Here is a 19,354-nt window from a genome sequence, read left to right on the forward strand (position 1 = left end):
ACAGGCAGGCGTGTTGGATACGTTGCGGCGCATGTCCAGACATCGGCATTCGAAGAAGTACAGATACGCGGCGTGGACCACGGCGGGCGCAGCCGTGGTCGCCGGCGCCGGGATCGCGGCACAGACCTCCATGGCGACCACGACGGCCACCGCCTGGCCCGCCCAACGCACGTACACCGGCCGCGCCTTCGACACCTGCGCCGCCCCCTCCCTCGCCGCCATGAAGGCCTGGCACACCGGCTTCTACGGAGCGGCGGCCGTCTACATGGGCGGCAGGAACCGCGGCTGCGCCCAGCCCAACCTCACCGCCTCCTGGGTGAAGTCGGTCAGCACGGTCGGCTGGAAACTCATCCCCCTCTACGTGGGCGCGCAGCCGCCCTGCCAGAAGGGCTCCAGCCCCGAGAAGCTCACCGCCGCAACCGCCGCCTCCCTCGGCGCCGCCGATGCCAAGGACGCCGTCGCCAAGGCCTCGGCCCTCGGTATGAAGGCCGGCAGCCCGGTCTACCTCGACATGGAGGCGTACGACATCACCGACAAGGCGTGCAACGACGCCGTCCTGACATACGTACGCGCCTTCGACAAGGCCCTGCACGCCAAGACGTACCGCACCGGCTACTACGGCTTCAGCAGCTCCAGCGCCAAGGCGATCGCCACCGCGACCAACCGCACCGATCTGCCCGGCAACCTCTGGTACGCCCTGTGGGACAAACAGAACACCACGACCGCCGACTGGCCCTTCGGCGCCGCCCAGTGGACCAACCACAGCCGCGCCCACCAGTACATGGTCAACAGCAAGGAGACCCGCGGCGGCCACACGATCACCGTCGACCGCGACGCCTGGGACGCGCCGGTGGCGATCACCGGCTGAGGCCACTGTGCGGCGTGAGGATGGAGACGGCCCGGGGACGGTGCCCGAAGTCCTGGCGAATCGTTGGGTCGAATGGGTGGCCGAGAGCCGGTCCCCTGCCTACCATCGATCACCGCAAGACTTTGTGCACCGTCGCACAAGCTCCTACAGGAGGTCTCCTTGCACCGCCGCCGTCGCACCGCGTTCCTCCTCTCCGCCGCGCTCGTCACCGCGGCCCCCCTCCTCACCGCCTGCGGCAACGACGCGCATCCCGGTGCCGCGGCCGTCGTCGACGGCGACCGCATCACCGTCTCCCAGCTGGAGAACCGGGTGAACGAGGTACGGTCCGCGCAGCGGGCGGCCACCACGGGCGAAGCGCAGTACGAACAGGCCATCGCCAAGTCCGGCGGCCTCACCCGCGACACCCTGCACGGCATGGTCCTCGACCGCGTCCTGCACCAGGCCGCACAGGACGCCGGCGTGACCGTCACCCGCAAGGAGGTCCAGAGCTTCCGCGGCGAACTGGAGAAGCAGGCGGGCGACTCGAAGGCGCTGGAAGTGGCCTGGCTCCAGCAGTACGGGGTCGCGCCCGAGCGGCTCGACGACAACCTCCGCGTCCAGATCGAGGCCCAGAAGCTCGCCGCCGCACTCGGCACGGACACCAGCCAGCCCGCCTTCTGGAAGGCACTGTCCGAGGCGTCCAAGAAGATGGACGTCGACCTGAACCCGCGCTACGGCGACTGGGACGTGGAGAAGAGCAGCCGCGTCGACGCCAAGCTGCCCTGGCTGCGCGAGGTCACCGCGTCGGGAAGCAAGGAAACGGCGTAGCCGGTCCGGCCCTGGTCCTTCTCCGCTCACGGCACGTGACCTTGATGTCAGTGGCGTGGGTTACGTTCGGTGTGTGAACGCATCCAGCCCGGGGCGCATCGTCCTGCTCACCACCAGCCACCGAGTCGCGCCCGGACTCCTGTCCTGGCCCGCCTGGCAGGCGCTGCACGGCGCCGACCGCGTCCTGTGCGCGGACGGCACGCACCCCCAGCTGCCGTATCTGCGCGAGGCGGGCATCCAGGTCGACGAGTCCGCGCCGACCGCCGAGGACCTGGTCGACGCCTGCGCCGGCGGGCACACGGTCGTCGTCGTGGCCACCGGTGAGGGCGAGCCGCGCCTGACCGACGGCCTGGCCCGGCTGGCCGGTTCGGGGCGAGTCCAGATGCCCGACCTCGAACTGCTCCCCGCGTCGTACGACCTCCCGGGCGCCCGCCTCCTCGACCTCGTCCAGGTCATGGACCGCATCCGCGTCGAGTGCCCGTGGTCGTCCCAGCAGACCCACAAGGGCCTCGCGAAATACGGCATCGAGGAGGCGTACGAACTCGTCGAGGCCATCGAGGAGGGCGACCGCGACGAGCTGCGCGAAGAGCTCGGTGATGTTCTGCTCCAGGTCGTCTTCCACGCCCGGATCGCCGAGGAGGGCGGCCCGGAGGACGATGACGAGCCCTTCTCCATCGACGACGTGGCGGGCGGCATCGTCACCAAGCTCATCCACCGCCACCCGCACGTCTTCGGCGACGAGACCGCCTCGACCCCCGAGGAGGTCAAGGAGCACTGGCTGCGCACCAAGGCCGTCGAGAAGCAGCGGACATCCGTGACCGAGGGCGTCCCGCTCGGCCAGCCGGGCCTCGCACTCGCCGCCAAGCTGGCCTCCCGCGCACGCACGGCGGGCCTTGAGGTGCCTCTGCCCCAGGGCGAGGGCGTCGGCTACGAACTGCTGGCGCTGGCGGTCCGCGCCGAGACGGACGGCGTGGACCCGGAGGCGGCGCTCAGGGCGGCGGCGCGGGCGTACCGGGACGCGATACGGGTGAGTGAGGGCTAGACGAGAGCCGTCGGGTTCCCGTGCCGGGGCTCTCAGTCGGGAGCGCGCGCCGACGGGTTGTGCCAGTGCGGGCGGGGCCGGTTGAGAAGCCATTGGCCCGGGCCGAGCGGGCGGGCCTGTCCCTGGTCGGCGGGCGGCAGATCGTCGCAGAAGACGCGCTCGGGGTCGGCGCCGAGCACGGGGAGGACCTCGGCGGTCGCGTCGACCAGCCTGGGCGGACCGGCCAGATAGATGTCGTGGCGGGCCCAGTTGGCCCGATTGCCCAGTGCCGTCAGCAGCCGGTCGGTGGCCTGGGCCTTCGGCCGGCCGGGCGCGGGCGTTATGACGGTGACGTCGAGGTGCGGCAGCCGCGTGCATAACTCCCCGAGCGCGGCCCGGTCGTAGAGGTACGTGGTGTCCCGGGCGACAACAAAGAGCCGGGCCTCGTCGTACGAGCCCGGCTCCCACGCCAGTTGCTCCAGCAGCGCCTTCACCGGAGCCCAGCCGGTACCCGCGGCGATGAAGGTGACGGGCCGCTCCACCGGCGTCCGCAGCGTTAACCGGCCACCTGGCGTGCCGAGCCGCAGGGTGTCGCCCGCGCGGGTGCGCCGCACGAGCTCGGTGGACAGGACACCGTCCTCGACGAGGCTGACATGTAAGTCGACGGTGTCGTCGGGACGCGGCGCGTTGCCCAGGGAGTAGGGGCGCCAGACGCCCGGGATCCGGGGGCTGTTGACGCTCACGTACTGGCCGGGCAGATGGGGGAGGGGGCGTTGGAGGCGCAGCTTCAGCACGGCGAGGTCGTCCCCGTGCCTGGTGCGGCCGAGCACCTCGGCGTCCCACCAGGGCGGCTCGCCCCGGCTCTCCGCCTCCCACGCGCCGTCCATCATGGCGTCCGCGATCACGGCGTACGCCTCGTCCCAGGCCTTCTCCACCTCCGTGTTCCAGGCCGCCCCCGAGACAGTGGCGAACGCGGCGATCAGGCTCGTGCCCACCGCCGCGTAGTGCTCAGGCCGCGCCAGATACTTCCGGTGGTCCCGCCCCAGCTCCCACAGGTACTCGTGCATCCCCGGCTCCCCCAGCCGCCCCACGACGAGCGTCAACGCGGCGAACAGACGGTCCCGTTGACGTTCCATGTCCTCCGGGAAATCCAGCGGGAACAGGGCGCGGACATCGGGGTGGTGCCAGAAGAGGTGCGAGTAGAAGTACTTGGCCGCGAATTCGGCTCGCCTTTCGACGACCGCGAAACTGGTCCGGAGGAGATCGGGGTCCACGGGCGCGAATGTATGGAGTTTCCGGCTCGTGGGGTCAAGGAGCAGGTGATTCAAGGATGTTCCGGGGCAAACAGCGCAAGCCGTGGAACGGAGCCCGGCTCGGAGAGTGGCGGCGGCGGGCCAAGACGATACCGGGGCGGCTTTCACCACCCCTCCCGATACGGTCGAGGCGTGACGGAAACACCTGCTCAGCCTCCCGCAGGGCAACCTGCCCCGGAACTCTTCACCTGGGAGTTCGCGACCGACCCCTACCCGGCGTACGCCTGGCTCAGGGAGCACGCCCCCGTGCATCGGACGAAACTCCCCAGCGGAGTCGAGGCCTGGCTGGTGACCCGGTACGCGGATGCCAAGCAGGCCCTTGCCGACGGCCGGCTCAGCAAGAACCCCGCCCATCACGACGAGCCCGCGCACGCGAAGGGGAAGACCGGCATCCCCGGCGAGCGCAAGGCCGAGCTGATGACGCACCTCCTCAACATCGACCCGCCGGACCACACCAGGCTCCGGCGGCTCGTCAGCAAGGCGTTCACCCCTCGGCGGGTGGCCGAATTCGCGCCCCGGGTGCAGGAGTTGACCGACCGGCTCATCGACGGGTTCGTGGAGAAGGGAGAGGCCGACCTCATCCACGAGTTCGCGTTCCCGCTCCCCATCTACGCCATCTGCGATCTGCTGGGCGTCCCGCGCGAGGACCAGGACGACTTCCGCGACTGGGCCGGGATGATGATCCGGCACGGCGGAGGGCCGCGCGGGGGCGTGGCGCGGTCCGTGAAGAAGATGCGCGGCTATCTCGCCGAGCTCATCCACCGCAAGCGCGAGGAACTGACGGAGGTGCCCGCGCCGGGCGAGGACCTCCTCTCCGGTCTCATCCGGGCCTCCGACCACGGCGAGCACCTCACCGAGAACGAGGCCGCCGCGATGGCCTTCATCCTCCTGTTCGCCGGTTTCGAGACGACGGTGAACCTCATCGGCAACGGCACGTACGCGCTGCTCACCCACCCCGAGCAGCGGCAACAGCTCCAGGACTCCCTCGCATCCGGCCGCATGGACCTGCTCGCGAGCGGTGTCGAGGAACTGCTCCGCTACGACGGGCCGGTGGAGCTGGCCACCTGGCGGTTCGCCACCGAGCCGCTGAGTATCGGCGGGCAGGACATCGCCGCCGGTGACCCCGTACTCGTCGTGCTCGCCGCCGCCGACCGTGACCCCGCCCGGTTCGACGAGCCCGACACCCTGGACCTCTCCCGCCGTGACAATCAGCACCTCGGTTACGGCCACGGCATCCACTACTGCCTCGGCGCACCCCTCGCCCGGCTGGAGGGCCAGACCGCGCTGGCCACGCTGCTCACCCGCCTCCCTGACCTGCAACTCGCGGGCGATTCGGCTGATTTGCGATGGCGTGGAGGGCTCATCATGCGCGGATTGCGCACGCTTCCGGTGGAGTTCGCCCCTTCCGGGAAGGTCCGTACGGACTAGCGGGTGTGCTTAGCAGACGGGTCGACGGAACATGAGACTCCGTCAAGTTTGTGATCTTCACGTTATCTGCGCTGCATCGACTTGTGACAAGAGTTCGACTGCCTATACGTTCACCCATCAATGCGGCCGGTCCCATTCGCCGCAGCAGTCACAAGCACAGTCATTGGCTGTGCGCTGGGCGCATTCGTCCTTGCTGTCACGCGAAAGGCAACCGCATGCTCTCCGGGAACGGTCGTCACCGTCGCCCCCGTCAGGCTCCGGCTCTCCTCGTCGCGGCGGGCGTCACCGGGTCGGCCATCGCGATCCCTCTGCTCGGCGCGACCGGCGCGAGTGCCGCGAGCGGTACCACCTGGGACGCGGTCGCGGAGTGCGAGAGCGGCGGCTCGTGGAGCGCGAACTCCGGCAACGGGTACTACGGCGGCCTCCAGATGACCCAGGAGACCTGGGAGGACAACGGTGGCCTCGACTACGCGCCGAGCGCCGACCAGGCCAGCCGTTCGCAGCAGATAGCCGTCGCCGAGAAGATCCTCGCGAAGCAGGGCACGAGCGCCTGGGCGACCTGCGGTCTCGTCGCGGGCCTGACGCAGAACTCCGACTCGGACGACACCGACACGGGGGAGGACACTCCCACTCCGCTGTCCGGCCTGGGTATGGGGGACAGCAGCAACGGGACGAAGTCCGACACGTCTGGTTCATCCGGTTCGTCCGACTCGTCCACCGGTAGTGGCGACAGTGCCGACTCACAGGATTCCGACAGCCCCTCCACGGACGTCACCGCAAAGAGTGACGACCCGGACAAGTCGTCCCAGAACGGGGAGGCTTCGGCCGAGAGTTCCGGAACGGAAGACACCGGCTCCGGCCGTCACCGCGGTGACAGTGCCGACGAAGGCGCCACCGACTCCCGCGCGGACGACTCCGCCGGCCGGCACGCCTCGCGCAGCGACAGCGAGTCGCGCGTCGCCGCCGAGGGCTCGTACGCCGTGCGTTCCGGAGACAGTCTCTGGGGGATCGCCGACTCCCTTGGTGTCGAGGGCGGATGGCGGGCGCTCTACGCCGAGAACAAGGAAGCCATCGGTGACGACCCGGACTTCATCATCCCCGGTCAGAGCCTCGATGTGGACGGCCTGCAGACGGCCGACAAGTAGCGGTCCGCGCGGAGGGCCATGTGGTCATCAAGGCGTCGAATCGGGCGAAAAACAGCGGTAGTTCGCGCTGAATGTCCGATTTGGTGAAAGTGAGACATGGATCTCAAGAGCCTGATCGTCTTTGAAATTCGGCGGATCGCGTGTCTACGGTCGTGACCGCTCGCCACTGGTGAGCCCCGACGGTCGCAACGCCGAATCCTGCCAGCGGCCGTACGGGAACAGTCGTCGCGTCAAGCGCCGTAGGCAGGAGCGGGGGACCCAAGGTAAGTGCCGGACCCGGTCGTTGAGGCCAGGTACGGCTTGGGGTTAAGCCGCGTGACAGCAGTGTCACGTGGCCGGGCAACTCACTCGGCCCGAACCCGACAGCTCACCTCGCAGGCGTCGGTGAGGGGATCACTTCATGCTGCTTTCCGGCAAGGGCAAGCACCGCCGCCCGTCCAAGGCCACCCGTATCGCCACGCTCGCCGGTGTCACCACCGCGGCCGTCGCCGTCCCGCTGATGGGCGCCACGGGAGCCTCCGCCGCCACCACCTCCGAGTGGGACGCCGTCGCCCAGTGCGAGTCCGGCGGCGACTGGTCGATCAACACCGGCAACGGCTACTACGGCGGCCTGCAGTTCTCGGCCTCCACCTGGGCCGCGTACGGCGGCTCGGCGTACGCCTCCACCGCCAACCAGGCCTCCAAGGCCCAGCAGATAGCCGTCGCCGAGAAGGTCCTCGCGGGCCAGGGCAAGGGTGCCTGGCCGAGCTGTGGCGTGGGCCTGTCCGGCGCCTCGACCGGTGGTGCCCCGGCTCCCTCGAACTCGGGCAACTCCGGCCAGAGCACCTCGCAGTCGCAGCAGAGCACCAAGTCCTCCGAGGAGCGCGCCTCGCGTTCCCAGGAGCGCTCGACCGCGAAGAAGACCGTCGAGACCCCGACCGGCAAGAAGGTCAAGAAGGGTGACGGCGAGTACAAGGTCGTCAAGGGTGACACCCTCAGCGAGATCGCCGAGAAGAAGAACGTCAAGGGCGGCTGGGCGAAGCTGTACAAGCTGAACGACGACATCGTCGACGACGCCGACTTCATCTTCCCGGGCCAGCAGCTGCACCTCAGCTGACACCCGTCGGCCGCGACCCCCACTTCGATTGTCCGGACGGCACGTCACGTCCCGGCCGAGGCCCCTGGCCGCTCAGCCTCGGCCGGATCTCCGGATGAGCCGGATTCCCGGTCCACAATCGAATCGCGGCTGAACCACAGCGCCCTCACATCCGTGTCCCCCATAGTGGAGGCCTCGTGAGGGCCACCCCCGTCCCCCACGGGCTCCCCGCTCCGGTGCGTGTTCCCCCGTACGCACCGGGGCGGGGCTTTTTCTTTCCCATGCCGCCCCCGAGCTTCCCCCGCTCCTCCCTCTCGCCGCCCTCCCGCTTTGTTCCGTTCGGAAACAATTTACTCTCGGTTCTGTCCAGGAGGCGGTCGAGGGCTGGCCGAACCCCGGCAGCCGGTTAGGCTCATGCCGCGGGGCCACCACAGGTCCGCACCCAACCGGGCCCTCGGCCCGGACAGCTTGCGTCACATCCCAGAAGGAGATGCTCGTGCCGTCCATCGACGTCGTCGTAGCCCGGGAAATCCTGGACTCCCGAGGCAACCCCACGGTCGAGGTCGAGGTCGGCCTCGACGACGGCAGCACGGGTCGTGCCGCCGTTCCGTCCGGCGCCTCCACCGGTGCCTTCGAGGCTGTTGAGCTCCGTGACGGAGACCCCAACCGCTACCTCGGCAAGGGTGTCGAGAAGGCCGTCCTCGCCGTCATCGAGCAGCTCGGCCCGGAGCTCGTCGGCTACGACGCCACCGAGCAGCGCCTCATCGACCAGGCCATGATCGACCTGGACGCCACCGACAACAAGGGCTCGCTCGGCGCCAACGCCATCCTCGGCGTCTCGCTCGCCGTCGCCCACGCCGCGTCCGAGGCGTCCGACCTCCCCCTCTTCCGCTACCTGGGCGGACCGAACGCGCACCTGCTGCCGGTCCCGATGATGAACATCCTCAACGGTGGGTCGCACGCCGACTCCAACGTCGACATCCAGGAGTTCATGATCGCCCCGATCGGCGCGGAGTCCTTCTCCGAGGCCGTGCGCTGGGGCGCCGAGGTCTACCACACCCTCAAGAAGGTCCTGAAGAGCCGCGGCCTGTCCACCGGCCTCGGCGACGAGGGCGGCTTCGCCCCGAACCTCGGCTCCAACCGCGAGGCCCTGGACCTGATCCTCGACGCGATCAAGGAGGCCGGTTACATCCCCGGCCAGCAGGTCGCCCTCGCGCTCGACGTCGCCGCCTCCGAGTTCTACAAGGACGGCAAGTACCTCTTCGAGGGCAAGGAGCGCTCCGCCGCCGAGATGACGGAGTACTACGAGGAGCTCGTCGCGGCCTACCCGCTCGTCTCCATCGAGGACCCGCTGTACGAGGACGACTGGGCCGGCTGGAACGTCATCACCGAGAAGCTGGGCGACAAGGTCCAGATCGTCGGCGACGACCTCTTCGTCACCAACCCGGAGCGCCTCGCCCGTGGCATCGAGGAGGGCTCCGCCAACGCCCTGCTCGTCAAGGTCAACCAGATCGGCTCGCTGACCGAGACCCTGGACGCCGTCGAGATGGCCCAGCGCAACGGCTTCAAGTGCATGATGTCCCACCGCTCCGGCGAGACCGAGGACGTCACCATCGCCGACCTCGCCGTCGCGGTGAACTGCGGCCAGATCAAGACCGGCGCCCCGGCCCGCTCGGACCGTGTCGCCAAGTACAACCAGCTGCTGCGCATCGAGGAGATCCTCGACGACGCGGCGGTGTACGCGGGCCGTTCGGCCTTCCCGCGCTTCAAGGGCTGAGCCCCCTCGGGCTTTGTAGGAAGCGTCGTACGTACGTCCCCGTACTCGGTCCCGTACCGTGTGCGGGGACGTACGCACGTGATGGGCTCGACGGGCTCGGTGTACTCGATTGCTCGACGGGGTTTGTACCGGGGAGGCGGGACAGATGGCCGTGAAGGACCGCGACCGGTTCTCCACCTCGACCAGGCTGCGGCTGCTCGGTGAGCAGACCGCCGCCCGTGTCTACCGCTCGCAGACCAAGCGGCAGGCCCGCCGCTCACGGCTGACCGGCCGGGCGGCACTCCTCGCCCTCGTCCTGTGCACGCTCGTGGTGGCTCTCGCCTATCCCATAAGGCAGTACGTCTCCCAGCGCGCCGAGGTCGCCGACCTCCAGCGCGAGCGGGAACAGGCCCGGCAGCGGGTCGAGCAGCTGCGCGACCTCAAGGCGCGGTGGCAGGACGACGCGTACGCCGAGCAGCGCATCCGGGAGCGGCTCCACTACGTGATGCCGGGCGAGACCGGCTACATCGTGATCGACCCCGATGCCGCGAAGAAGACGCGTACGGATCAGACGGCGGCCGACCGGGCCTGGTACGCCAACGTCTGGGACGGCGTCGACAAGGCCGACGCCGCCGACAGGTGACCCGACAGGTGATCCAGCCGGCGATTCGCCGGTGATCCACTCAGAGAACTGACTAGAGAGACTTACCCACAGGCATGGAAACGCCCCCGCCGCCCACCCCGCGCACCGAGCCCACCGACGCGGACGTCGAGGCCTTCAAGCAGCAGCTCGGGCGACCGCCGCGCGGGTTGCGCGCGATCGCGCACCGCTGTCCGTGCGGGCAGCCGGACGTCGTCGAGACGGCTCCCCGTCTTCCGGACGGGACTCCCTTCCCGACGACGTACTACCTGACGTGTCCGCGGGCTGCCTCCGCCATCGGGACGCTGGAGGCGAACGGGGTCATGAAGGAGATGACCGACCGGCTCGCCACGGATCCCGAGCTGGCTGCCGCGTACCGGGCGGCGCACGAGGACTACATCGCTCGGCGCGACTCCATCGAGGTGCTCGAAGGCTTTCCGAGCGCGGGCGGTATGCCGGACCGGGTGAAGTGCCTCCACGTCCTGGTCGCCCACTCCCTGGCCGCCGGGCCGGGCGTGAACCCCCTGGGCGACGAGGCGCTCGCGCTGCTACCGGAGTGGTGGCGCAAGGGGGCGTGCGTGGTCCCCACCGAGGCGTGATTCCTACCCGTCCCGTTCCCTGGGGGCTGCCGCCCCCAGACCCCCGCTATCGGCCTGAACGGCCTCGTCCTCAAACGCCGGACGGGCTGAGTGTGTCGGCCCGGGCCGCAATGTATTCAGCCCCTCCGGCGTTTGAGGAGCGGGGGTTCGGGGGCTGGCCCCCGAAAAGGGACGGGAATGGGTAGGGGCGGCGGGGGCGAGAAAATGTTTTAGGCGCCCCCGGAGCCACGATCGCAACAGGAGACCACCACTCATGACTCGCGTCGCCGCCATCGACTGCGGTACCAACTCGATCCGGCTGCTCGTCGCGGACGCGGACCCGGCGACGGGGGAACTCGTCGACCTGGACCGCCGGATGACGATCGTCCGGCTGGGACAGGGCGTCGACCGGACGGGGAGACTCGCTCCGGACGCCCTGGAGCGGACCTTCGCGGCCTGCCGCGAGTACGCGACGATCGTCAAGGAACACGGCGCGGAGCGACTCCGCTTCGTGGCCACCTCCGCCTCCCGCGACGCCGAGAACCGCGACGAGTTCGTACGAGGAGTCCTCGACATCCTGGGCGTCGAGCCCGAGGTCATCTCCGGCGACCAGGAGGCGGAGTTCTCGTTCACGGGCGCCACCAAGGAGCTGACAGGCCGCGACGACCTCGCCAAGCCCTACCTCGTGGTGGACATCGGCGGCGGCTCCACGGAGTTCGTCGTGGGCGAGGACCACGTCCGCGCCGCCCGCTCGGTCGACATCGGCTGCGTACGGATAACGGAACGGCACCTCGTGCACGACGGCGTGGTGAGCGACCCGCCGACCCCGGAGCAGGTCGCGGCGATCCGTGCCGACATCGAGGCGGCCCTCGACCTGGCCGAGGAGTCCGTGCCGCTGCGCGAGGCCCGTACGCTCGTCGGGCTCGCCGGATCGGTGACCACCATCGCGGCGATCGCCCTGGACCTCCCGGAGTACGACTCCGAGGCCATCCACCACTCCCGGGTCTCCTACGACCGGGTCCGCGAGATCACCGAGCGGCTGCTGTCGGCCACCCATGCCGAGCGTGCCGCGATCCCCTCGATGCACCCGGGCCGGGTCGACGTCATCGGAGCCGGCGCCCTCGTACTGCTCTCGGTCATGGAGCGGATCGGGGCGGACGAGGTGGTCGTGAGCGAGCACGACATCCTCGACGGGATCGCGTGGTCCGTGGCCTAGGGCGGGCCTGGAGATGGCCTGGAGCGCTCCTCGACTGAGCAGGTCGGATGACGTATGAGCGCTCTGGGAGGCCTCTGAACGGTCTTGGAAACGGCCCCGGGAACGCCCCGTCGGAAAAGTTCGTGAAGTTCTTCACAAGAGAATCGGCCCTGTTGGGCGAGGTTTTCGTCCCTACGGGTCACCCGGGGCCTCCGAGCGGCCCCGGAGCATGATCAACAGGCTGTTTGCCGAGTGCTGCGATCGTATGAAAAAGGGGGCCGGTTCGGAGGGGTCTAACGGCCGGAGCGGCAGCTCACGCGGCATTGACAACGGCCCGCACCAGGCGCTGGTTCCCCTGCCGGACCATGACCTCGATCACGCGGGCCGCGCAGTGTAGCAGAGGGTGTGAAGAAGCTTGTGAAGGGGCGCACGAGCCACCCCCCTGAGGCAGGTGGATACTCGATGGCATGAGCACCACGGAGCGTCCCAGGATCCTCGTAGTAGGCGGTGGGTACGTAGGCCTGTACGCAGCTCGGCGCATTCTCAAGAAGATGCGCTACGGCGAGGCGACCGTCACGGTCGTCGACCCCCGGTCGTACATGACCTACCAGCCCTTCCTCCCCGAAGCAGCCGCCGGCAGCATTTCGCCTCGGCACGTCGTCGTCCCGCTGCGACGCGTGCTGCCCAAGGCGGAAGTTCTGACCGGCCGGGTCACGACCATCGACCAGGACCGCAAGGTCGCCACGATCGCCCCCCTCGTGGGTGAGGCGTACGAGCTGCCTTTCGACTACCTCGTCATCGCGATGGGCGCGGTCTCGCGCACCTTCCCGATCCCCGGCCTCGCCGAGCAGGGCATCGGTATGAAGGGCATCGAGGAGGCCATCGGCCTGCGCAACCACGTGCTCGAGCAGCTGGACAAGGCCGACTCCACGACGGACGAGGAGGTCCGCCGCAAGGCGCTCACCTTCGTCTTCGTCGGCGGTGGCTTCGCGGGCGCGGAGACCATCGGTGAGGTCGAGGACATGGCCCGCGACGCGGCCAAGTACTACAGCAACGTGTCGCGCGAGGACATGCGGTTCATCCTCGTCGACGCCGCGGACAAGATCCTTCCCGAGGTCGGTCCCAAGCTCGGCCAGTACGGCAAGGAGCACCTCGAAGGACGTGGGGTCGAGGTCTACCTCTCCACCTCCATGGACTCCTGCGTCGACGGCCACGTGGTGCTGAAGAACGGCCTCGAGGTCGACTCCAACACCATCGTGTGGACGGCCGGCGTCAAGCCGAACCCGGTGCTCTCCCGCTTCGGTCTGCCGCTCGGTCCCCGTGGCCACGTGGACACCCAGACCACGCTCCAGGTGCAGGGCACGGACTACGTCTGGGCCGCCGGCGACAACGCCCAGGTTCCGGACCTCGTCGGCCGCAAGGCCGGCAACGAGAACGCCTGGTGCCCGCCGAACGCGCAGCACGCGCTGCGGCAGGCCCGCGTCCTCGGCGACAACGTGATCTCCGGTATGCGGGGCTTCCCGCAGAAGGACTACAGCCACGCCAACAAGGGTGCGGTCGCCGGGCTCGGCCTGCACAAGGGCGTCGCGATGATCGTCATGGGCAAGATGAAGATCAAGCTCAAGGGTCGTCTTGCCTGGTACATGCACCGGGGGTACCACGGGCTGGCCATGCCGACGTGGAACCGTAAGATCCGCGTCTTCGCGGACTGGACGCTGGCCATGTTCCTGAAGCGTGAGGTTGTGTCGCTCGGGGCGATGGAGACTCCTCGTGAGGAGTTCTACGAGGCTGCGAAGCCGGCGCCGGCGGTTGCCGCGAAGGCGGAGCCGTCGCCCGCCAAGACCGAGGAGAAGGCCAAGGCCTCCTGACCTCCGGTCACCTGCTCCACCCCGAAGGGGGCCTCCCGCCATCCGTGGTGCGGGAGGCCCCCTTCGGCGTTTTTTGTCTCGCCCCCGCCGCCCCTACCCGTCCCGTCCCTGGGGGCTGCCGCCCCCAGACCCCCGCTTCGGCCTGAACGGCCTCGTCCTCAAACGCCGGACGGGCTGAGATGTCCTGGACTGGGCTATAGAAGTTCAGCCCAGTCCAGGCAAACCTTAGCCCCTCCGGCGTTTGAGGAGCGGGGGTTCGGGGGCTGGCCCCCGAAAAGGGACGGGAATGGGTAGGGGCGGCGGGGGCGACAACTCTTGGGGTTCGAGGCCGGCGGCCCCGCGGGTTGCGTGTTGGGGGCATGTATTTTGCTCAGAAGTAACGCTTTGGCGGGACTGCGCATCGGGCCCGTTGGTGTTTACGTGGTGTTGGAGTCTGTGGGATCCGTCATCACGGAGGTGTGCGTCATGCAGGACGCGGCGCTGCGGCTGAAGGCGCTGATGGAGCAGTTGCTGGGAGCCCCGCTCCCGGTGCGCATTCGCGCCTGGGACGGCTCGGAGGCGGGCCCGCCCGAGAGCCCCGTACTCGTCGTACGGAACCGCCGGGCCCTGCGCCGGCTGCTCTGGAAGCCTGGCGAACTGGGCATGGCCCGCGCCTGGGTGGCCGGGGACCTGACCGTGGACGGCGACCTGTACGCCGTCCTGGACGTCATGGCCGAGCTGGTGTGGGAGCGCGGCGAGGACGCCCGGACCCTCCACGAGGCCCTGCGGGACCCCGACGTGCGGGCCGCCGTCTGGGGGCTCGTACGGATGGCGGGGCCGCCCCTGCCCCCCGCCCCGCCCCGCGAGGAGGTGCGCAGGCGCTCCCACCTGCACACCAAGCGCAGCGACAGACGGGCGATCAGCCACCACTACGACGTCGGGAACGACTTCTACGAGATCGTCCTCGGGCCGTCCATGGTCTACTCCTGCGCCTACTGGGACTCCCCGGACGGCACACTCGAGGACGCCCAGCGCGACAAGCTCGGGCTCGTCGCCCGCAAGCTCGATCTGAAGCCGGGCATGCGGCTGCTCGACGTCGGCTGCGGCTGGGGTTCGATGGCCATACACGCCGCCCGCGAGTACGGCGTGAGCGTCGTCGGCGTCACCCTCTCCCAGGAACAGGCCGCGTACGCCCGCAAGCGCGTCGCGGAGGAGGGGCTCACCGACCGGATCGAGATCCGCGTCCAGGACTACCGCGACGTCACCGACGGCCCGTACGACGCCATCTCCTCCATCGGCATGGCCGAACACGTCGGGAGCGACCGCTATCTGGAGTACGCGCGGGATCTGTTCGCCCTGCTGAAACCGGGCGGACGGCTCCTCAACCACCAGATCGGGCGTCGGCCCCGGCGCGACGAATCGGCGTACGAGATCGACGAGTTCATCGACGCGTACGTCTTCCCGGACGGCGAGCTCGCTCCGATCGGCGGGACCGTGAGCAGTCTGGAGACGGCCGGGTTCGAGGTCCGCGACGTCGAGTCTCTCCGCGAGCACTACGCGCTCACCCTGCGCCGGTGGGTCGCCAACCTGGAGGCGGACTGGCCGAACGCGGTCCGGCTCACCAGCCCCGGCCGGGCCCGGGTCTGGCGGCTCTACATGGCCGCCTCGGCGCTCGCCTTCGAGCGCAACCGCATCGGCGTGAACCAGGTGCTGGCGGTGAAGACCCCGGACACCGGCACCTCGGGGATGCCGCTGCGCGCACGCTCCTGGCGGTAGGACGTACGTGAGTGGGGCCCCGGACGACGCTCGTCCGGGGCCCCACTCACGTACGCACCTCCAGTGACTACTCGCTCTTGATCGCCATCAGCGGGTTCAGCTTCGCCGCGCTGCGCGCCGGCCACATCGCCGCGAGGACGCCGACCAGGCCAGCGATGCAGAGGAAGACGGCGATCCGGCCGAACGGGATCTCCATGGTGTACGTCTTCACCGTGCCTGAGATGCTGTCGCCCGCCACCCAGCCCATGAAGAGGCCGAGACCGATGCCGAGCACCGCACCGAACAGGGAGATGATGATCGCCTCCAGGCGCACCATCTGCTTGACCTTCGCGCGGTCGAGACCGATGGCCCGCATCATGCCGATCTCGTGCTTCCGCTCGAAGACCGACATGGCCAGGGTGTTGATGACACCGAGGACGGCGATCAGGATGGCCATCGCCAGGAGGCCGTAGAGCATGTTCAGCATCAGGTTGATCGCGCCGGCGATCTCGTTGTTGATCGCGTTCTTGTCCTGGATCTTGATGGCGGGGTTGTCGCCCAGGGCCTTGACGATGGCGTCCTCGGCCCGGTCGGAGACACCGTCCTTCATCTTCACCATGACCTGCTGATCGGTGACCTTCGACAGGTGCGGGTCGACCACGGCGAGCGGCGCGAACAGACCGTTGAGCATCTCGTTCTGCTCGTAGACGCCGGCGACCTTCAGCTCGGCCGTCTTGCCGTCGTCGAACTTCACCGGGACGGTGTCACCCGTCTTCAGGCCCTCGTCGTCCGCGGTCTCCTTGTCGACCAGGGTGGAGGCGCCGGTCAGGTTCGCGAGGGAGCCGCTGGTGAAGTCGAGGCTCACCAGCTTGCCGAAGGCCTTCTCGTCGACGCCGGAGACCTCGGTGTACGAGTCGCCGAGCTCGCCGTAGGCCGGGCGCAACGGGCTGCTCGCCTCGACGTCGGGGAGCTTGTCCAGCTTCTCGCGGATCTCGGGGGCCAGCGGCTGGTAGTTCGCCATGGAGACGGTGTAGTCGGCCTTCAGGGAGTCCGCGGCCATCTTGTTGATGGCGCTGCCCATGGAGGTCGCGACCACCGTCATCGCCGTGATGAGGGTCAGGCCGATCATCAGGGCCGAGGCGGTGGAGGCCGTGCGGCGCGGGTTGCGCACCGCGTTGAGCCGGGACAGCTTGCCCGTGACGCCGAACGGCTTCAGGAGCGGGGCCGACGCGGCGATGAACGGGCGCGACAGGAGCGGCGTGAGGACGATGACACCGACGAGGATCACTCCGGCGCCGCCGGCCTTCACGTAGTTGTCGTCCATGAACAGCATGACCGTGCCGAGGGCGACGATGATCGAGCCGATGGTGTTGCGGACGACGAGACCGCGCGTGGTCGGCGTCGCGTGGACGCTGTTCATCGCGGCGACCGGCGGGATCTTCGCGGCGCGGCGGCCCGGCAGCCAGGCGGCCAGCATGGTCACGACCACGCCGATGACCAGCGCGACGACGATCGTGGTCGGGGCGATGACGAGCGGCCCGTCGGGCAGGGACGCGCCCGCGGAGTTCATCAGGGACTCCAGGCCCATGGCCACGCCGATGCCGAGCGTGAAGCCGGTCACCGCGGCCGCCAGGCCCACGAGGAACGCCTCGATGAGCACGGAGCGCGTCACCTGGCGGCGCGAGGCGCCGATGGCGCGCATCAGGGCCAGCTCCTTGGTGCGCTGGGCGACCAGCATGGTGAAGGTGTTGGCGATGATGAAGATGCCGACGAACAGGGCGATGCCCGCGAAGATGAGCAGGACCTGGCTCATCGCACTGGTCTGCTCCTCGATCATCGCCTCCTGGTCGTCGGAGAGCTGGGCACCGGAGAGGGCGACCGTCTCCTTCGGCAGGATCTTCTCGACCGAGCTCTTCAGCGCCGTCTCGGAGGTGCCCGCGGCGGCCTTCACGTCGATCTCGTCGTACTGGCTCTTGCCCAGGACCTTCATGGCGGTGTCGTTGTCGAACACCACCAGGCTGCCGCCCGCGAGGACGCTGCCGTCCTCGGTGTCGAAGACGCCGCTGATCCTCGCCTGCCTCACCGGTCCGTCGGTGGAGTAGCGGACCGTGTCACCGACCTTGTAGCCGGTGCGTCCGGCGGTCCTGGAGTCGAGCGCGATCTCACCGGCGGACTTGGGTGCCGCGCCCTCGGTGAAGTCGTAGCGGGGGTCCTTGCCGTCCTTGCCGGGGTAGTAGTTGGCACCGGAGGTGCCCCAGTCGCCGCCGACGAGCTTGCCGTCCTTGTCGGCGAGCGCGGTGAAGTCCATGACACCGCCGATCGCCGAGTCGGCGCCGGGCAGGTTCTGGGTCTTCTTCAGCAGGGCGTCGGTCAGCCGCGGCGGCTTCTTGGCCTCGCCGTCGTCACCGGACTCGTTGTAGGAACCGCCTTCGGGCTGTATGGCGACCGAGACGTGGTCGAAGCTCTTCGCCGACTTGTTCTTGTAGGCGTTGCCGAAGGTGTCGGTGAAGACCAGGGTGCCGGAGACGAAGGCGACGCCGAGCATGACGGCGAGCACGGTCATCAACAGCCTGGCCTTGTGCGCGAGGACGTTGCGCAGGGCGGTACGGAACATGGGTTTCTGTCCTGGTGGAGGAGGAGGCGGGACGAGACGCGGCGGGGCGCGAGGGCGCGTTGTCGGCTAGCTCGTACGGCCCTTGGCGTCGAAGGCCTTCATCCGGTCGAGGACGCCGTCGGCGGTCGGCGAGAGCATCTCGTCGACGATCCGCCCGTCGGCCAGGAAGATCACGCGGTCCGCGTACGCCGCGGCCACCGGGTCGTGGGTGACCATGACGACGGTCTGCCCCATCTCCCGTACTGAGTTGCGGAGGAAGCCCAGCACCTCGGCACCCGATCGCGAGTCCAGGTTTCCGGTGGGCTCGTCGCCGAAGATGATGTCCGGGCGGGACGCCAGTGCGCGGGCCACGGCGACGCGCTGCTGCTGGCCGCCGGAGAGCTCGGTGGGACGGTGGGAGAGCCGGTCGGCCAGGCCCACCATGCCGATCACCTTGTTCAGCCACTCCTTGTCCGGCTTGCGGCCCGCGATGTCCATCGGAAGAGTGATGTTCTCCAGGGCCGTGAGCGTCGGGAGGAGGTTGAACGCCTGGAAGATGAAGCCGATCTTGTCCCGGCGCAGCTTGGTCAGCTGCTTGTCCTTCAGGGAGCCGAGTTCGGTGTCGCCGATGCGGACCGAGCCGGAGGAGAAGCTGTCCAGGCCGGCCACGCAGTGCATCAGCGTGGACTTGCCGGAGCCGGAGGGACCCATGATCGCGGTGAACTCGGCCTGCCGGAAGTCGACGGAGACCCGGTCCAGGGCGACCACCTGGGTCTCCCCCTGTCCGTAGACCTTGGACAGTTCCGAGGCGCGGGCGGCCACCGTGGTGGCACGGTCGGCGAGGGGCATGGTGGTCACGGGAGGGTGCTCCTGTCGGGACGACGACGAGTGAGGACGACCGTTCCATCGTCTGCCTCGATCGGCGCCGTGTAGTCACCCGCTGTTCTGGTTCCGAAGGCAGTCTTGGGTCGGACCCGGCGAGCCCGTGTCATACCTGGGGATGACGTCCGTCCCTGAGGGGGAATCGGCGACGGTTCGTCAGGTTCCGCTCGTTCGGGCGGTGAAATCACGTCATTCCCCATACGCCGTCAAGCTTCGGCCGAACGGCATTTGGCATGTGCTGATGGCGCGTACCGTGGGCTGATGCACCCTCAGACGTCAATAAAATAAGACAACATCGGGCTGCCCTTCCGCTGTTCGGGGGATCTGTCCCGATAGGCTCGGAACACTCGACGCGGAGCCCATGGCCTGCCCGGATGGTGGAATGCAGACACGGCGAGCTTAAACCTCGCTGCCCCTCGCGGGCGTACCGGTTCAAGTCCGGTTCCGGGCA

The 19,354-nt window shown here is 69.0% G+C and carries 15 protein-coding genes, 1 tRNA gene and 1 riboswitch; of the genes, 13 read left to right on the forward strand and 3 right to left on the reverse strand.

What is annotated here, in order from left to right:
- The first annotated feature begins 31 nt into the window (after positions 1-31).
- The 3 genes from ACN20J_RS29625 (at position 32) to ACN20J_RS29635 (ending at position 2,717) form a co-directional block, all read left to right on the forward strand.
- The gene (locus tag ACN20J_RS29625; RefSeq protein ID WP_189837127.1) at positions 32-868 is read left to right on the forward strand and encodes a glycoside hydrolase domain-containing protein; all 837 of its coding nucleotides are present in this window, start codon (positions 32-34) and stop codon (positions 866-868) included.
- Between the two features lie 159 nt (positions 869-1,027).
- The gene (locus tag ACN20J_RS29630; protein ID WP_189837128.1) at positions 1,028-1,675 is read left to right on the forward strand and encodes a SurA N-terminal domain-containing protein; all 648 of its coding nucleotides are present in this window, start codon (positions 1,028-1,030) and stop codon (positions 1,673-1,675) included.
- A 55-nt stretch (positions 1,676-1,730) separates the two neighbouring features.
- Positions 1,731-2,717 carry a nucleoside triphosphate pyrophosphohydrolase gene (locus ACN20J_RS29635; protein WP_373310599.1) on the forward strand — a complete coding sequence of 329 codons (987 nt, stop codon included), beginning with the start codon at positions 1,731-1,733 and terminating at the stop codon, positions 2,715-2,717.
- Positions 2,718-2,749: 32 nt separating this feature from the next.
- On the opposite strand, the gene ACN20J_RS29640 is transcribed toward ACN20J_RS29635, so the two are convergent.
- Positions 2,750-3,970 (reverse strand): globin domain-containing protein, encoded by a 1,221-nt coding sequence (locus tag ACN20J_RS29640; protein ID WP_189837130.1) that lies wholly within the window; start codon positions 3,968-3,970, stop codon positions 2,750-2,752.
- A 171-nt stretch (positions 3,971-4,141) separates the two neighbouring features.
- On the opposite strand from ACN20J_RS29640, the gene ACN20J_RS29645 reads away from it, so the two are divergent.
- From ACN20J_RS29645 to ACN20J_RS29685, 9 genes are all read left to right on the forward strand, one after another.
- Positions 4,142-5,437 (forward strand): cytochrome P450 family protein, encoded by a 1,296-nt coding sequence (locus tag ACN20J_RS29645; protein ID WP_419667208.1) that lies wholly within the window; start codon positions 4,142-4,144, stop codon positions 5,435-5,437.
- 215 nt (positions 5,438-5,652) lie between these two features.
- Positions 5,653-6,582 (forward strand): transglycosylase family protein, encoded by a 930-nt coding sequence (locus tag ACN20J_RS29650; RefSeq protein ID WP_190229162.1) that lies wholly within the window; start codon positions 5,653-5,655, stop codon positions 6,580-6,582.
- 225 nt (positions 6,583-6,807) lie between these two features.
- A riboswitch (cyclic di-AMP (ydaO/yuaA leader) is annotated at positions 6,808-6,978 on the forward strand.
- A gap of 4 nt (positions 6,979-6,982) precedes the next feature.
- On the forward strand, positions 6,983-7,678 hold the full coding sequence (locus ACN20J_RS29655) for a transglycosylase family protein (RefSeq protein ID WP_364198165.1): 696 nt from the start codon (positions 6,983-6,985) through the stop codon (positions 7,676-7,678).
- A gap of 475 nt (positions 7,679-8,153) precedes the next feature.
- On the forward strand, positions 8,154-9,434 hold the full coding sequence (gene eno, locus ACN20J_RS29660; RefSeq protein WP_186001238.1) for a phosphopyruvate hydratase: 1,281 nt from the start codon (positions 8,154-8,156) through the stop codon (positions 9,432-9,434).
- A gap of 145 nt (positions 9,435-9,579) precedes the next feature.
- A complete protein-coding gene (locus tag ACN20J_RS29665; protein WP_125534845.1) occupies positions 9,580-10,056 on the forward strand; it encodes an FtsB family cell division protein in 477 nt (158 codons plus the stop codon).
- 74 nt (positions 10,057-10,130) lie between these two features.
- A complete protein-coding gene (locus tag ACN20J_RS29670) occupies positions 10,131-10,652 on the forward strand; it encodes a DUF501 domain-containing protein (RefSeq protein ID WP_189837134.1) in 522 nt (173 codons plus the stop codon).
- Positions 10,653-10,905: 253 nt separating this feature from the next.
- Positions 10,906-11,847 (forward strand): exopolyphosphatase, encoded by a 942-nt coding sequence (locus ACN20J_RS29675; protein ID WP_419667209.1) that lies wholly within the window; start codon positions 10,906-10,908, stop codon positions 11,845-11,847.
- A 446-nt stretch (positions 11,848-12,293) separates the two neighbouring features.
- The gene (locus ACN20J_RS29680; protein ID WP_189837136.1) at positions 12,294-13,694 is read left to right on the forward strand and encodes an NAD(P)/FAD-dependent oxidoreductase; all 1,401 of its coding nucleotides are present in this window, start codon (positions 12,294-12,296) and stop codon (positions 13,692-13,694) included.
- Between the two features lie 465 nt (positions 13,695-14,159).
- Positions 14,160-15,449 carry a class I SAM-dependent methyltransferase gene (locus ACN20J_RS29685; RefSeq protein WP_419667210.1) on the forward strand — a complete coding sequence of 430 codons (1,290 nt, stop codon included), beginning with the start codon at positions 14,160-14,162 and terminating at the stop codon, positions 15,447-15,449.
- Between the two features lie 67 nt (positions 15,450-15,516).
- On the opposite strand, the gene ACN20J_RS29690 is transcribed toward ACN20J_RS29685, so the two are convergent.
- Both ACN20J_RS29690 and ACN20J_RS29695 read right to left on the reverse strand, forming a co-directional pair.
- Positions 15,517-18,042: an ABC transporter permease gene (locus ACN20J_RS29690; RefSeq protein WP_189837137.1), complete on the reverse strand. Its 2,526-nt coding sequence runs from the start codon at positions 18,040-18,042 to the stop codon at positions 15,517-15,519.
- 66 nt (positions 18,043-18,108) lie between these two features.
- Entirely contained in the window at positions 18,109-18,879 is a 771-nt protein-coding gene (locus tag ACN20J_RS29695; protein WP_143639048.1) for an ABC transporter ATP-binding protein, read from the reverse strand.
- A gap of 392 nt (positions 18,880-19,271) precedes the next feature.
- Between ACN20J_RS29695 and ACN20J_RS29700 the strand changes: the two genes are divergently transcribed.
- Positions 19,272-19,354: transfer RNA gene (locus ACN20J_RS29700), tRNA-Leu, on the forward strand.

It is taken from the genome of Streptomyces sp. 2-1 (genome assembly GCF_048564895.1).
Taxonomy (GTDB): domain Bacteria; phylum Actinomycetota; class Actinomycetes; order Streptomycetales; family Streptomycetaceae; genus Streptomyces; species Streptomyces phaeochromogenes.